We start from the raw sequence: 13,656 nt of genomic DNA, 5'->3' as shown, positions 1-13,656 counted from the left end.
GAATTTATTATGAAAAAATGCCGGCGAGATACGCCTTGCAGAGTTCGATTCGTCCCGAACCACGGTCTGCACGTCTTTGCACACTGGTAGAGGTTCGATAAGTATTACAAGAGCGCTGGTTCTCGTAATGCTTGGTTCGGTTTACCTACTCTCACAGGGTCTACGGGTGACGGCTTGGCGAACACTGGGAATCTTGGGTCTTCAAAGCTATGGCTGACGCCAAGCTTCGCTATCGGCACAAGCACGAGAATCCAACTCTCCATCCGTCTGTGAAGGTGTGAATCCTTCAAGGGAGGAAATATTGACCGCTATCTTTCCGGTTGAATAGACTCGCTCACTTGTGAGTAGATCTGAGTAGACTTTATCGAGGGGTAATAATATTTCATCACACCAGGTTTGACAGCACGAGCTAGTTCCCAGTTTTGGTCGTACACGGTATCGATGAAATCGCGGTCATTTTGGGTTGAAATGTAACGAAATATTTTGCTAACAGCATCCAATAGCCGCATAAATTTGACTTTAAAGAATTCGCCAACATGCAAACATATTATAGCTGTAGCAATTCTTTAGACAATGTTAAAGGTAGTTGAACTGTAAAGACTGTCCAACCTCGATTGTTTGTCACTTCAATTGAACCTTGAAAAAATGTCACCAGCTTTTTCACCAATGTCAAACCCAATCCCGTACCGCTATACGCTTTAATGTGAGTTGATGGAATTTGAAAGGATACGTCAAAAATATTACTTTGTTCTGTTGTTTGACCATCGGAAATCTTATAGAATGGCTCAAAAATGCGATCGCGTTCTTGTTCTGGAATTTCCACTCCTGAATTGCTAATAATAATTTGCAATTCAGTGTTGGTATTATCAGCAAGTCGGGCTGTGACTGCAATACGCTCTCCAATAGGAGTATATTTACAAGCATTGTTAAGTAATTCTGATACAATTCGAGTCAAACTGGGTAGATCGGTAAGAATAGGTGGTAAATCTGCGGGAACTTCGACTGTCAAAGCCTTCTGTTGAGATTGAGCTAAATTTTGAAAAGCTTCCACACAATGAGGTAGCCAGTATTGCAGTTGAACTGAAGTTAATTCGTAACGATATATATCAGCATCAAGAAATCGAATAGTTAGCAAATCATCCACCAAATCTAATTCGCGTTCGGACTCAGAACGTAAAATATTTAAACAACGCTGTATTGAAGGAACTTCTGATGTTACAATACCTTGCTGATCTAATATATATTCTAGTAATGAAATTGCTGTTACAATATTTGATAGGGGAGTTCGCATTTCATGGGAAGTGACAGTCAAAAATTCCTCTTTTAACTTGCTCAAGCGTTGGAGTTCTGCCATTTGTATTTGTAATTGTTGGGCTCGTTCTGCTGCTAAATTGCGTTCTTCGGTTAACCTGCGTTGGGTATCATCCCGAAAAACCAAGACCGCTCCAGTGATTGTACCGTTATTGTCTTTAAGTGGAGTAGCGCTATCTGCTATAGGAATTTTTTTGCCATCTGTGGTAATAAGTAAGTTGCGATCGCCCAAATAAGTCGTTTTGTCCTGTTTCAAAGCGAGAACAATTGGATTAGTGACTCTCTGCTGAGTTTTTTCGTCTAAAACCTGGAAGATTTTATCTAACATTTGTTCTTTTGCTGTATTCAATTGCCACCCTGTCAGTGTTTCTGCTACTTGATTCATGTACTTTATACGTAATTCCTTATCAACTACAATCACTCCATCTCCCATTTTCCGTAATACGGAACTTAAGAATTGCTCCCGTTCATAACGGCTAAGCGCTGTTTGAATTGCTACATAAAGTTCTTGTTCTCTCACTGGTTTGAGGATGTAACCAAAGGGAAATGTCAGTGTTGCTCGTTCTACAGTACTTTGGTCAGAGTGCCCTGTCAGATAAATGATAGGGATTTGTAAACTATTCCAGATTTCCTCTGCTGCTTCAATACCATCCATTGCTCCTCGCAATCGGATATCCATAAGAATCAAGTTTGGACGTAACTCCCTTGCTTTCTCAATTGCTTCTTCTCCAGTATCTACAGCATCGATAACTGTGTAGCCCAAAGACTCCAAGCTTTCTTGCAAGTTGAGAGCTAATATATATTCATCTTCTACAATTAAAATTTGAATATTGTTTGTTTTAGCAGTATTTGATAATATAGTCATTATGATAAATCTTTACCTTTTGTCAAAGTAATTTTAAATTCTGTTCCTTGATGAGAGCTAATCTCAATGCTTCCCCTTAATTGCTTTACTAAACCCTGAATAAGATTTATACCTAGGGTTTTTGCTTTGTTCTTATCAAAGTCTACAGGTAAACCAACTCCATTGTCTTGAACAATCAATGCCAATTTATCCTCGTGTTGATATAACTTCACGAAGATATCGCCTACTTGTCCATTAGGAAAAGCATACTTTAAGGCATTGGAAACGAGTTCATTTACAATCAAACCACAAGGAATAGCACTTTCAATATCCAAACCTGTATCTTCAACTTGAAAATGGAGTTTGATTTGACTGTAACTCATATTATATGAATCATATAAGTGAGTGACTAAGTCAGGAATGTACTGAGCGAAATTGATATTGGCTAAATCTTCAGAGCGGTAAAGTTTTTCATGTACTAAGGCAATAGAGCTAATGCGGTTTTGGCTATCAAGTAAAGCTGATGTTAATTTAGGATTTTGAATACGCCTGCACTGCATCTGCAACAAACTGCTGACAATGCCTAAATTGTTTTTAACACGATGGTGTATTTCTTTGAGTAAAACCTCCTTTTCTTTGAGAGATGTTTGAATTTTTTCCTCAGCTTCTTTGTGTTCGGTAATGTCTTGTTGAACAGTAACAAGGACAATTCCATACTCGGGATGTTCAAAAATAGATGTAGTTGCGCGAGACCAGAATGGTGTACCATCTTTCTTAACACTATGGATTTCATAGGTTGCTTCCCCCTGTTGTAAAACGGCAGCAGAAATCGCTCGGTTAACCTCTTTAGCCGTCATATTTTCATCTTCATAATTAACAATAGATACATGCTCACCTATGAGTTCATTAGTATTATAGCCAAACATCTTCTCAAATTTAGGGTTGGCGTAGACAATGATGCCATCACTGGCGCGAATTAGGCAAATTCCCTCTGCCATGCTGCGAGTAATTACAGCTTGTAGTTCCAACATCTGTTGAGCACGTTTGCGATCGCTGATATCTGTGACTTGTACTAAATTCATCGCTCGCTCGGCAACTAAAATTTGCTTGACTGCTAAATTTCCCCAAAATTCATTGTTCTTCTTTGTAACATATTGAACTTCCTGGCTCCAAACCCTACGGTGATTAATCTCTGTCACGATAGCAGTTAACTCCTCAGGCGTAAACTGGCGTTTTTGTAGCGTTTGACCTTCGATATTGATGATTTCAGCCTTACTGGAAGCTTCAAAGAGCTCCACTGCACGCTGATTGCAATCGATAGTGATTAATGTCTCCGCATCCACGAGAAAGATTGCATCAGCAGACTCGTTATACACTGCTTCTAACAAATCACGACTCCTGATAATTTCTAACTCTGTTCGTTTGCGTTCTGTAATATCTGCTAGAGAACCAACCAATCGGACTGGATGTCCTTCCGCGTACCAAATAGCTTTTGCTCGCGATTGAAACCATTTATAGTTGCCATCTTTGTGGCGCAGACGATATTCCACAATATACTTAGAAGCTTGCCGCGAGAGATAGGCGTTTTGAGCAGCGCTTAATTGCTCCAAGTCGTCGGGATGCACTCGTTTGTACCATTCATCATAACTGTTGTTAAGTTCGTAAGGTTCATACCCCAACATTTCAAACCAATGTGGAGACCAAAAGATTTGATTTGTAGATAAGTCCCAATCCCAAATAGCTTCGTTGGTTCCCGCAATGGCTAATTGCCATCTTTCTTCACTATTAATGATATGCTGTCGCTGAGCGATTTCATTTTCTAGCTCTACTCTTGTGTTAGCGACTGTTTGTTGTAAAGACTTGACGGTAGAATTTACTCCAATTAAATCCAATTTTTGCAATATAATAGTTTGGGTAATAATTCCAATTAATTCTCCGTTCTCCATAACTGGTAAGTGACGAATACTATGCTGGTAAAATTTTTGGAGAATTATAGCAATATCTTCAGCATCTGCTTTACTTATAGTTATTACAGGTTGACTCATAGCTTCAGCTACAGTTATATTTGTAAATAAAGTTTGATTTGCAACTGCTTTCACTACATCTCGTTCGGTAAAAATGCCAATTAATTCTTGCTTTTTTAAAACTAATGCATAGCTACTCTGATTATGATTCATTTGTAATATAACATCAACGATTGGCATATTTTCCGTCACTGTTAGTAATGACTGTTGAAGGTTTTCATTAAATAGACCCAGTTTAGAGACGTTCATCTGAAACCCTTATTAATAAATAATAGGAACTAACTAAAGATAGCTTTTACTGTTATGTTTATCATTCATATACTTACCAATTTTTTATCAAATTAATTTGAAATTTTGTACCTTGATGAGAGTTAATTTCAATATTTCCCCTTAATTGTTGCACCAAGCCCCGGATGAGATTGATTCCTAATGTTTTTGTTTGTTTTTCATCAAAATTTACAGGTAAACCAACTCCATTATCTTTAACAATCAGTGATAAATTTTCCTCGTTCTGAGATAACTTTACTAGAATCTCTCCCTCTTGCTTGTTAGGAAAAGCGTATTTTAAGGCATTAGAAACGAGTTCATTCACAATCAAACCACAAGGAATAGCGCTGTCAATATCCAAACTCACATCTTCAACTTGAAAATTGATTTTTATCTGTCTGGAATTTACGTTATATGATTCAAATAAGTGACTGATTAAGTCAGGAATGTACTGAGCAAAATTGATATTTGCCAAATTTCCAGATCGGTAAAGTTTTTCATGTACCAAGGCAATAGAGGCAATGCGATTCTGACTATCAAGTAGAATGGCAGTGGCTTGCTGGTCTTGAGTACGCCTGCACTGCATTTGCAATAAACTGCTGACAATACCTAAATTGTTCTTGACACGATGGTGTATTTCTTTTAGTAAAACTTCTTTTTCTCGAAGTGAATCTTCAATGTGTTCCGAGAAATGGCGGAGAGTTAATTCATTTTGTTGTAAATCGGCATTGAGTTGTCTTAACTCAGCTGTACGTTCGGCGACTCGGATTTCTAGCTCTTGTTTGGACTGTTTCAACTCTGCTTCGGCAAGTTTGCGATCGCTAATATCACGAAAGAAAATCCCCAGCCCTTCCGTTGATGGATATGCGTGAATTTCCAGCCACACGTTAAAATCGGGAGGAGAGTAGTAATGATGCTCAAAGTGAACGGGTACTTGATGAGATATTGCATATTCGTATTGAACCATCAAGTTGCTGTTTGCTGATGCGGGCCATTCTTCCCAAAGGGTTTTTCCCAAAACTTGACTGCGGGGTTTGTGATTGTTAATTCTTTCTGCAGCAGCATTTTGGTAAATAATTTGCCAATCTCTGTTTAAGGCGACAAAGGCATCACTCATACTTTCTAGGATGTGGGATAGTTTTCGAGCAGTTGCTTCTGCTTTCTGTTGTGCTTTTTCAGCTAAAATACGAAGCCCCTGTTCCCGTAAGGCAGCTTCTTGACGAATTTGTGCCATTTTTAAATTGGTTTCTACCCGTGCTAGCAGTTCTCGCCTGGAAAAGGGCTTCGTTAAGAAATCATCCGCTCCTGCTTGCAGCCCTTCAATCCGGGATTCCTCACCTGCACGGGCAGACAGGAGAATAATTGGCATCTCTCTGGTTTGGGGATTTGTCCGTAGTTCTGAGAGCAACTCAAAACCATTGATGTGAGGCATCATCACGTCTGTCAAAAGTAAATCGGGTGGTTCTCGCCGAATAACTGTGAGTGCTGCTATGCCATCTTCTACAACTTCTACTTCATACCATTGTTGCAGCAACCGCTTCAGGTACTCCCGCATATCGGTATTATCATCTGCTACTAGAATGCGAGCTCGTGAGGTTGAGGGGGTGAATTTTGTTTCTCCCCCACTCTCCCACTCTCCCAATCTCCCACCCTCTTGGGGCAGCCACCGCAGAGCTTCTTCAACATAAGGCGTAGCTCCTATTGCTGTTGATGCCAATGTGCGAGAGGCGCTAATCCTTTCAAAAGGCAAATGAGCAAATCCTGTGGGAATTGAGACTGTAAAGCAACTGCCCTGCCCCAATTGACTGGTTATACTAACGCTTCCTCCGTGTAGTTTAACTAACTCCTGTACTAGTGACAAGCCAATACCCGATCCTTCAAAACTTCGCCCTTGAGCACCTTTAACACGGTGAAAGCGTTCAAACAGATGAGCAGTATCATCAGGTGGAATGCCAATTCCTGTATCTTCTACCTCTAGTTCAACGCGATCGCGAAAGCTCTGCAAGCGAACAGTAATTGTGCCGGTAAATGTAAATTTAAATGCGTTTGATAACAGATTCAACACAATCTTTTCCCACATTTCCCGATCGACATAAATAGCTTCAGGCAAAGGGGGACAATTTACTACCAAAGACATTCCAGCACGTTCAATTAATGACCGAAAGCTACTGGCAAGGTCAGCAGTCAATTTTGTTAAATCCGTAGGTTCATAAACTGCTTGTATTCTTCCTGCTTCTATGCGAGAAAAATCAAGAAGTGTGTTGACGAGTTTGAGCAAGCGCAGGCTGTTACGCTGTACAATTTCTATGCGATCGCGTTGAGCGGGTAGTAATGGTTCTGCTGTATCTGTTAAAGCATCCTCTAAGGGAGCTAACATGAGAGTCAGGGGTGTGCGGAACTCGTGGGAAACATTGCTGAAGAAAACTGTTTTGGCGCGATCGATTTCTGCTAGAGCCTCTGCCCGCTGGCATTCGGTTTCGTAGGCACGGGCATCCACAATTGCTGATGCCACTTGTCCTGCCACCAATTCCAAAAATCCTTGATAATCATCGTCAAGAGCACGACGAGAATTAATACCTGCTACGAGCAATCCTGCCGGTCGTTCTTGTCCCGGAGATGCCACAGGTAGAACGAGGGCAGTGTGGGGAGATTCATACCAAATACCAACTTTTAACTCACCAAAGCGCTCGATAACATCGTTAATTTGCTCTACCTTGGAGCTATGAGCTACTTTTGCTAAAGGCCAAGTTAACGCTGTGACATCCGAAAATTCAATGAAATTTGGACTTGCTAGCGTATTTGGTTCCAAGCCGATGGTTCCTGCTAAATAAGCACCCTTTCTTTCAGTGTCAAGTAAATAAAGTAGTGCAAATGGAATGTCTGCTGCATTGTTTGCTAGAGTTTTGATTGCAATTTCACACGCTGCTTCAGTGGTTTTCGCTTTACCCGTTTGTGCTGCTAAATCGCGCAAAGTGCGAAGTCGTCGTTCGCTTAAAACTTGTTTTGTTGTTTCCGTACAGGCACAAAACAAGCCACCGATTCCCCCCGTCTCATCTCGGATTGGGCTGTAGGAGAAGGTGAAATAGGTTTCTTCTACATAACCACTACGATGCATGAATAACTGTAAATTATCCGACCAGGTTGATTCCCCGTTGGCAATCACTCGATCCACCATTGGTCCAATGGCATCCCAAATATCGGGCCATACTTCTGGTGCAGGGCGTCCTAACGCTTGCGGATGTTTTGTTAATCCTAAAATCGGACGGTAAGCATCATTATAAAGTTTGACCAAATGGGGACCCCAAAAGGTGAACATGGGGTAACGAGAGTTTAATAAAATGCTTACTGTTGTACGCAAACTTTGCGGCCACTTTTCTACGGAACCAAGTGGTGTTTGCGACCAGTCATGCGATCGCATTAAGGCACACATCTCCCCATCGCCTGCAAATAATCTTTCCTGCATATTTGAACTTTGCCGTTTACGACCTTGTTTTGTTGAAAGCGCATATTTTAGCATGATATTTAACTGTTCAATGAATAACTGCGATCGCACTCATAAGCATGACTGGCATTCATCTTTAAATTGGTATGAAAGCTGTATTGAGTGAAGTTCAGTGAACTGACAGGAATAACGCAAAGGCGGCAGTATAAAGGGTGACAGTAACAAGCTGATACTGCAAGCTTTACAACGATTCGCGATAGTAGCCTTATTTTCGCCAATATGTACTAGTTTCATACCGTTTATTACAGGGAATATACTTTTAAATAGTGGAATTTAAGCAACTGATTTAGAAAAATACTATTTATTAGACTAACAGCTCGACTAACTTAGTTGGATCAACTGTAAAGGTACTTATATTTCGCGTTATCCGTATAAAGAGATTGTAAAAGCAAAACTAAATACTGTAATTGTACTTAAATTCTTGATGTTTGTTGCTAAATCGGGATTTATAGTTTAACATTGAATTATTAAAAAATATCAATTTTTATTGATATAGTTTGTAAAAAGCTTGTGTAGTTTGAGGCGAAAAGCAATGATTTATTAAATTTTAATAACATTTAGTTAAAGATGATTTATATAGTAAGCATTTAAATCCTGTATGTTTGGTGTTGTTCCTCAACTAAATTTGCATAGTAGCTCGGGTAAATTCAAAATTTACTTTATAGATAGTATCAAAAGGTTATATAAAGTATTATGGCTTTCACTAAGATGAAGTATAGATTGTAGATTATTGTACGCTAGTAAAATTGCCGAACCTTAACAATGTAGTTGATTGATTTTAAAAATGCTGTGTGATGACAAAAGCTTGTTACTACTAATATAGTAGAACTACATAAAATCTCTATTAAAAAGATAGCTGTTTTGTGTAAGGTTTTGAACTTTACACAAGACTGCAACCGCAAGAAAAGCTTTGCATTTTTAGCAACGATAGGTGCTGTAGCAGGGTAAGTTTTGTGGCATCTTCATTTAGCTCTTCCCATGTGAGAGCTTATTAAGTGTGTGATAGGCAGAGTTCAGAGCACTAATTGTAAGAAAGTAAAGGTTATTTGATTAGTTAGATTACCTAACTTTTTATAACCAAATTTCAAAACTTGTAGAGAAGGTAAACGATGGCGCAAGTAACTGGGAGTTTGCTAATTGTAGACGATCGACCAGACAATTTGCGGTTACTGGCATCCATTTTGAGCGAGCAAGGATACAAAGTTAGGAAGGCATTAAACGGAGCTACTGCACTGGAGTCGGCTCGAGTTCAACCCCCTGACTTGATTTTACTGGATGTTAAAATGCCGCAAATGGATGGATATGAAGTTTGTTCGGCGTTGAAATCTTCGCCCCAAACCTGTGATATTCCCGTGATTTTCCTTAGCGCCATAAATAATACACTTGATAAAGTAAAAGCATTTGCTGTTGGGGGTGCAGATTACATTACAAAACCCTTTGAGAATGAAGAGGTGTTAGTGCGAGTTCGGCAACAACTTATGCTCCAATTGCAAAGAAAGCAACTCCAACAAGAGATCCAGGAGCGAAAACAGGCACAGGCACAAACTCAATTATTACTGGCTACTATCGGGGCGATAAACGAGGCATTAGATTTTGAGTCAGCTTTGGGTGCAATGTTGTGCAAAGTGTACCGTGGAATTAACTGGGACTATTGTGAAGCCTGGATTCCAAACTCTAATGGGACAGCGTTATACCTCAATCAAACTTCCTACGATCCTCAAGATATAGAATTACAACGCTTTGCTGGAGAAAGTCAAGCTCATACCTTTGCTTATAAAGCGGGTTTACCGGGTAGAGTTTGGGCATCTCAGCAACCAGAGTGGATTGCTGATGTGTCTCAAACCACCACTCCCACATTTTTTAGACAAGATGTCCTTACAACAGAACTGAAAACAGCTTTTGCAGTGCCTGTAACCCTGGATGGGCAAGTCTTGGCGGTTTTAACGTTTTATAAACGGAGTCGGAGTGAGTTTGATGCAAGCTTAGTTCAACTAGTCAGTACAGTTGCCCTGCAAGTCATTGGATTTATGCGGCGCAATCGGATGGAGGAAGCCCTGAAACAGGCAAATCGAGAATTACAACGTTTAGCTAACCTTGATGGATTAACTCAGATTGCCAATCGCCGGTGTTTTGATGAATTTCTCGATCGGCAATGGAAGCGATTGAAGCGAGAAAAGGCTTCCCTATCACTCATTCTGTGTGACATTGACTTTTTCAAACTCTACAATGACCACTATGGTCACCAAGCTGGGGATGATTGTCTCAAGCAAGTGGCTCAAGTTATTGATTGCAGCATTCGTCGTCCTGCGGGCTTAGCTGCTCGTTATGGTGGAGAAGAGTTTGCTGTTATCCTTCCGAATACAACAAATGAAGGGGCAGTTCATGTTGCAACACAAATTCAACTGGCACTGGCAAATTTAAAAATTCTTCATGCTCGCTCCCAAGTCAGCGATCGTGTTACCTTAAGTATGGGTCTTGCTAGTTTAATTCCTGCACCTGAATTCTCTCCAGAAAATCTTATTACACTAGCAGACCGAGCGTTGTACACTTCAAAAGCTGCAGGTCGAAATCGCTACTGCTTGTATAATCAGCTTTACCTTCATGCTTAGTTATCTTATACCAATTTAATATGAAGGCTGCAATCGTGTTTACCCTCAGCGAAGGAGCATCATCTTCACAATTTCCTCAAAATCTTCTCATACTCTAAAGTAGAGCCAAGCCACAAATCAATTGCTGTGACTTGGCATAACCTAGATACCTTGGGGAAACTTCATGAGTACTGCTGTCAAATATGACATAGAAGTTATTAAAGACGAAGTGCGTCAACTTTTGAATAAAGGGGCTTTGAGGCGTAATCAGCCAATTTATGCATTGTGTAACTACATTCCCGGTCGTGAGTGGGTTTGTGTTGAGCTTGAGTTAGAAAAAAACGACTTTTTGCTTAGAGATAAGATTTCCGACTTATTGGGTCGTGAAGACTGGTTTGAAGATTGAGGTTGGGGTTTTAAACATTATTTTTACAAAACTTTACAACACATCCCATTTTGCATGTATTTCGGCGATCGCCCTATCTCATATCTTGCATCATCGTCTTATTGCAAAAATCAAAGCCCAAAAAGCTTATTGTTTCGTAGGTAGGGCTAAATTCTCCATCTTGTGGTACGGGCATCCTCGCCCGTCTTGTGTAAATTTTTTTATCTGGAAGCCCCTTAGTAATATAATTCTGTTTCTTCCCGTAAATGAAGTACATCTGTAGAGGCGAACGTTTGTATGCGTCCTTCGGCAGCACGCTACAAGTTGACAACGCCTGTCCGCAGTACCTACGCCCTTAAAAAAATCTTATTTCTATCAACTTATTATTCATCCTTTATCCTTGTTCGCGGTTTTAGCGGAACTTGGAAAAAAGTCAAACGTCTTATTAGCAACCCTCCAAACACCAAAACCATGAATTTTTCATTTGGCAAACAAACATCAAAAACCAGTACGCAACAAACCAGACAAGTGAAGGAATGGATTTATCAAGCTTTTCAACTTAATGAAGAAATTCCTATTTCTTTAAGCCAACTCAGTTGTACTGAGCCTGGTTGCCCACCTATTGAAACAGTCATTGCCGTCATGACAAATCCAATTCAACAGTACAAAATTCACAAACCCATTGCAGAAATCGAGTATGCAGACATTGCCCAACTTCTTCAAAAGTAAAGATTAGTGGGATTCATCGGTTTTGCAAGCCAACCAAGATGAAAGGTCATTTTTCAAATAACAATGACAATTTGGTTTCTCAATGAGTGACTCAACCAGGGCATTTAAGGCAGTAGCCGCCAATAAACCACCTCCCAATGTCCCTTCAATGGCGATCGCACTCACGCTTAACTGCATTAGGAGCCTTTTAGCAGCAGGGGCATGGCTAAAACCAATAGGCATACCAATAACTAACGCGGGATTAATTATTTGCTTCTGAATCGCTTCGCAAACAGATAACAGCACACTGGGTGCATAGCCAACTACGATGATACAACCCTCAGAAACTCGCAGTAGTTTTTCTCGCAACTCCTGATGCTGCCAAAATTCTTTTTCTGCCTCCGTTGCAGAGTTAACGTGGGGATTGTCAATCAACGTTTCAACCTGACAACCCAAATGAGCTAGCCGTGCCATATCCAAAGCCGCAGCCACTGTGGGAACATCTACAAAAACCTGACAGCTTGACTTTAGGGCTTCACGGCTAGAAGCAATTGCTTGTTGGCTCAACCTGACAAAGGATACTAAGCTAACATCTCCACAAGCCAAAACCAACTTGGAAATTAAGTGTTGTTCGATTTCAGAACACTGAGATAAATCGGGAAGCAAATGCTGCAACGACTCTTGAAAAGCCTCTGGATGAGCGTGGACTTGGGCATCTAAACCACCCCAAAGTTTTTCTAGCCCCCCCAAACTTGCCTTTGTGTCTACCTCCAGTAACTTTAGTTGTGCCAAAACTTCAGCTTGCACGATTTGACAATCGCGATCGCGTCCCAATAAACCTTCCAATGCAGATGCAGTTTGCCGCAGTTGAGAAATTTGCTGCATAACTGAGCGATATTGCTGCTGAAGTTGCGCCATAAAACTAGCCGTCGTCTCTGCTTCTGGTTCCACTTCCAAAATTTGGCGGATGTGGTTGAGTTGAAACCCTTGCTGCTTGAGTGCCACAATCCGTTGCAGCCTAACAATATCTTTTTCCGTATAAAGACGGTAGTTGCTAGATGAACGCTTTGGCTGTGGCAGCAATCCTAATTGATGGTAATGACGAACCATGCGAGGAGTAATCCCGCCGCCAACTGCACGAGTAAGTTCTTTAATAGTTAAGCAACCTGTGTTCATATTTACCTCAACAACGGCAGAATTCTTTGTAATTCTTGATACGCTGCTTGTAGTGATAGCGATGAATTTTCATCTAAATTCGGATAAGATTTGTCTACCCAGTTTTCAATATAAGGTTTGCAAGCCGATTCCTTAGAGAATTTTGAATATTCTGTTTCTTCGTCAACACTTTCTCCCTGTAAATTTTGACTTTAACATTTTGGTCTTATATTAAGTCTGGTTAATTAGTTATTATTAAACAATAATCGCAAAAACCGGAAAACCCGCTCCCCCTCCCCCCATCTCCCCCTCTCCCCATCTGCCTTAATGATAAGTCTTTACCCGGACATGATATAAAGGGTGGGAAATTTCAACTTGTACACCAATACCGCAGTCATTTTCTTGTACAATCTTTTGTGAGAAAAATTTAACTACATATTTAAGAAAAACTTAATATCTATCAATGGGACAATATGAACGCTTAATTCTCATGGCAGAGGATGAACTGACTCAGTACAGCACCGATGCCCGTAAAATCGAAAAACTTCGGCAGAAAATTGGTCTGTCAGTTTCTTTAAAAGAACAACAAGAGGTCAAAAAAACACTGCTTGCCGAGATGCCTTCCGATCCAATCAGTCAACTTGTGGAAAAGCAGCGTCAGTCGGTGGCGCTGCCTTTCTGGGGTATTGCTGGGTTAGGGCTACTATTGGGAATTTCCTTTATTCAACCATTGGACTTTATTGCTACCATTGTTGGCGGAGCGATCGCGATCGGTGTGCAAAAATGGGGTTGGAGGCTGCAAGCCAAACGTTTGGTCTTAGAAACACTGGAGGATATCGAAAAGCGAACTCGAAAACCCGAGCAGTAGAATT

10 protein-coding genes are annotated in these 13,656 nt (G+C 40.5%); 4 read left to right on the top strand and 6 right to left on the bottom strand.

Annotated features, from left to right (window positions below; all coding sequences use genetic code 11):
• Positions 1-104: 104 nt before the first annotated feature.
• The 5 genes from ACYRY3_RS34095 to ACYRY3_RS34075 all read right to left on the bottom strand — a co-directional run bounded on the left by ACYRY3_RS34095 (position 105) and on the right by ACYRY3_RS34075 (position 7,963).
• Positions 105-263 (bottom strand): hypothetical protein, encoded by a 159-nt coding sequence (locus ACYRY3_RS34095; RefSeq protein WP_460206096.1) that lies wholly within the window; start codon positions 261-263, stop codon positions 105-107.
• A 45-nt stretch (positions 264-308) separates the two neighbouring features.
• Positions 309-509 carry a hypothetical protein gene (locus ACYRY3_RS34090; RefSeq protein WP_460206095.1) on the bottom strand — a complete coding sequence of 67 codons (201 nt, stop codon included), beginning with the start codon at positions 507-509 and terminating at the stop codon, positions 309-311.
• 38 nt (positions 510-547) lie between these two features.
• On the bottom strand, positions 548-2,176 hold the full coding sequence (locus ACYRY3_RS34085; protein WP_460206094.1) for a hybrid sensor histidine kinase/response regulator: 1,629 nt from the start codon (positions 2,174-2,176) through the stop codon (positions 548-550).
• Positions 2,176-4,428 (bottom strand): PAS domain S-box protein, encoded by a 2,253-nt coding sequence (locus ACYRY3_RS34080; RefSeq protein WP_460206093.1) that lies wholly within the window; start codon positions 4,426-4,428, stop codon positions 2,176-2,178. Before ACYRY3_RS34080 ends, ACYRY3_RS34085 begins: the two co-directional genes overlap by 1 nt.
• 73 nt (positions 4,429-4,501) lie before the next feature.
• Positions 4,502-7,963 carry an ATP-binding protein gene (locus tag ACYRY3_RS34075; RefSeq protein ID WP_460206092.1) on the bottom strand — a complete coding sequence of 1,154 codons (3,462 nt, stop codon included), beginning with the start codon at positions 7,961-7,963 and terminating at the stop codon, positions 4,502-4,504.
• A gap of 1,094 nt (positions 7,964-9,057) precedes the next feature.
• Between ACYRY3_RS34075 and ACYRY3_RS34070 the strand changes: the two genes are divergently transcribed.
• The 3 genes from ACYRY3_RS34070 (at position 9,058) to ACYRY3_RS34060 (ending at position 11,650) form a co-directional block, all read left to right on the top strand.
• The gene (locus ACYRY3_RS34070) at positions 9,058-10,557 is read left to right on the top strand and encodes a diguanylate cyclase domain-containing protein (protein WP_460206091.1); all 1,500 of its coding nucleotides are present in this window, start codon (positions 9,058-9,060) and stop codon (positions 10,555-10,557) included.
• Positions 10,558-10,720: 163 nt separating this feature from the next.
• The gene (locus tag ACYRY3_RS34065) at positions 10,721-10,942 is read left to right on the top strand and encodes a DUF4327 family protein (protein ID WP_460206090.1); all 222 of its coding nucleotides are present in this window, start codon (positions 10,721-10,723) and stop codon (positions 10,940-10,942) included.
• 276 nt (positions 10,943-11,218) lie between these two features.
• The gene (locus ACYRY3_RS34060) at positions 11,219-11,650 is read left to right on the top strand and encodes a hypothetical protein (protein ID WP_460206089.1); all 432 of its coding nucleotides are present in this window, start codon (positions 11,219-11,221) and stop codon (positions 11,648-11,650) included.
• Positions 11,651-11,653: 3 nt separating this feature from the next.
• Here the strand turns inward: ACYRY3_RS34060 and ACYRY3_RS34055 are convergent, their stop codons facing one another.
• On the bottom strand, positions 11,654-12,805 hold the full coding sequence (locus ACYRY3_RS34055; RefSeq protein WP_460206088.1) for a precorrin-8X methylmutase: 1,152 nt from the start codon (positions 12,803-12,805) through the stop codon (positions 11,654-11,656).
• A 442-nt stretch (positions 12,806-13,247) separates the two neighbouring features.
• On the opposite strand from ACYRY3_RS34055, the gene ACYRY3_RS34050 reads away from it, so the two are divergent.
• Entirely contained in the window at positions 13,248-13,652 is a 405-nt protein-coding gene (locus ACYRY3_RS34050; protein ID WP_460206087.1) for a hypothetical protein, read from the top strand.
• The last annotated feature ends 4 nt before the right edge of the window (positions 13,653-13,656 follow it).

The sequence above is a fragment of the Scytonema sp. NUACC21 genome, from assembly GCF_054684315.1.
The sequence above is the reverse complement of the archived record's forward strand: the minus strand, read 5'-3'. Positions and strand labels throughout refer to the sequence as shown.

Coding starts and splice junctions, on each gene's coding strand:
- ACYRY3_RS34065 (WP_460206090.1), top strand. CDS start 10,721: ATGAGTACTGCTGTCAAATATGACATAGAAGTTATTAAAGACGAAGTG.
- ACYRY3_RS34050 (WP_460206087.1), top strand. CDS start 13,248: ATGGGACAATATGAACGCTTAATTCTCATGGCAGAGGATGAACTGACT.
- ACYRY3_RS34070 (WP_460206091.1), top strand. CDS start 9,058: ATGGCGCAAGTAACTGGGAGTTTGCTAATTGTAGACGATCGACCAGAC.
- ACYRY3_RS34080 (WP_460206093.1), bottom strand. CDS start 4,428: ATGAACGTCTCTAAACTGGGTCTATTTAATGAAAACCTTCAACAGTCA.
- ACYRY3_RS34085 (WP_460206094.1), bottom strand. CDS start 2,176: ATGACTATATTATCAAATACTGCTAAAACAAACAATATTCAAATTTTA.
- ACYRY3_RS34075 (WP_460206092.1), bottom strand. CDS start 7,963: ATGCTAAAATATGCGCTTTCAACAAAACAAGGTCGTAAACGGCAAAGT.
- ACYRY3_RS34090 (WP_460206095.1), bottom strand. CDS start 509: ATGCGGCTATTGGATGCTGTTAGCAAAATATTTCGTTACATTTCAACC.
- ACYRY3_RS34055 (WP_460206088.1), bottom strand. CDS start 12,805: ATGAACACAGGTTGCTTAACTATTAAAGAACTTACTCGTGCAGTTGGC.
- ACYRY3_RS34095 (WP_460206096.1), bottom strand. CDS start 263: ATGGAGAGTTGGATTCTCGTGCTTGTGCCGATAGCGAAGCTTGGCGTC.
- ACYRY3_RS34060 (WP_460206089.1), top strand. CDS start 11,219: ATGCGTCCTTCGGCAGCACGCTACAAGTTGACAACGCCTGTCCGCAGT.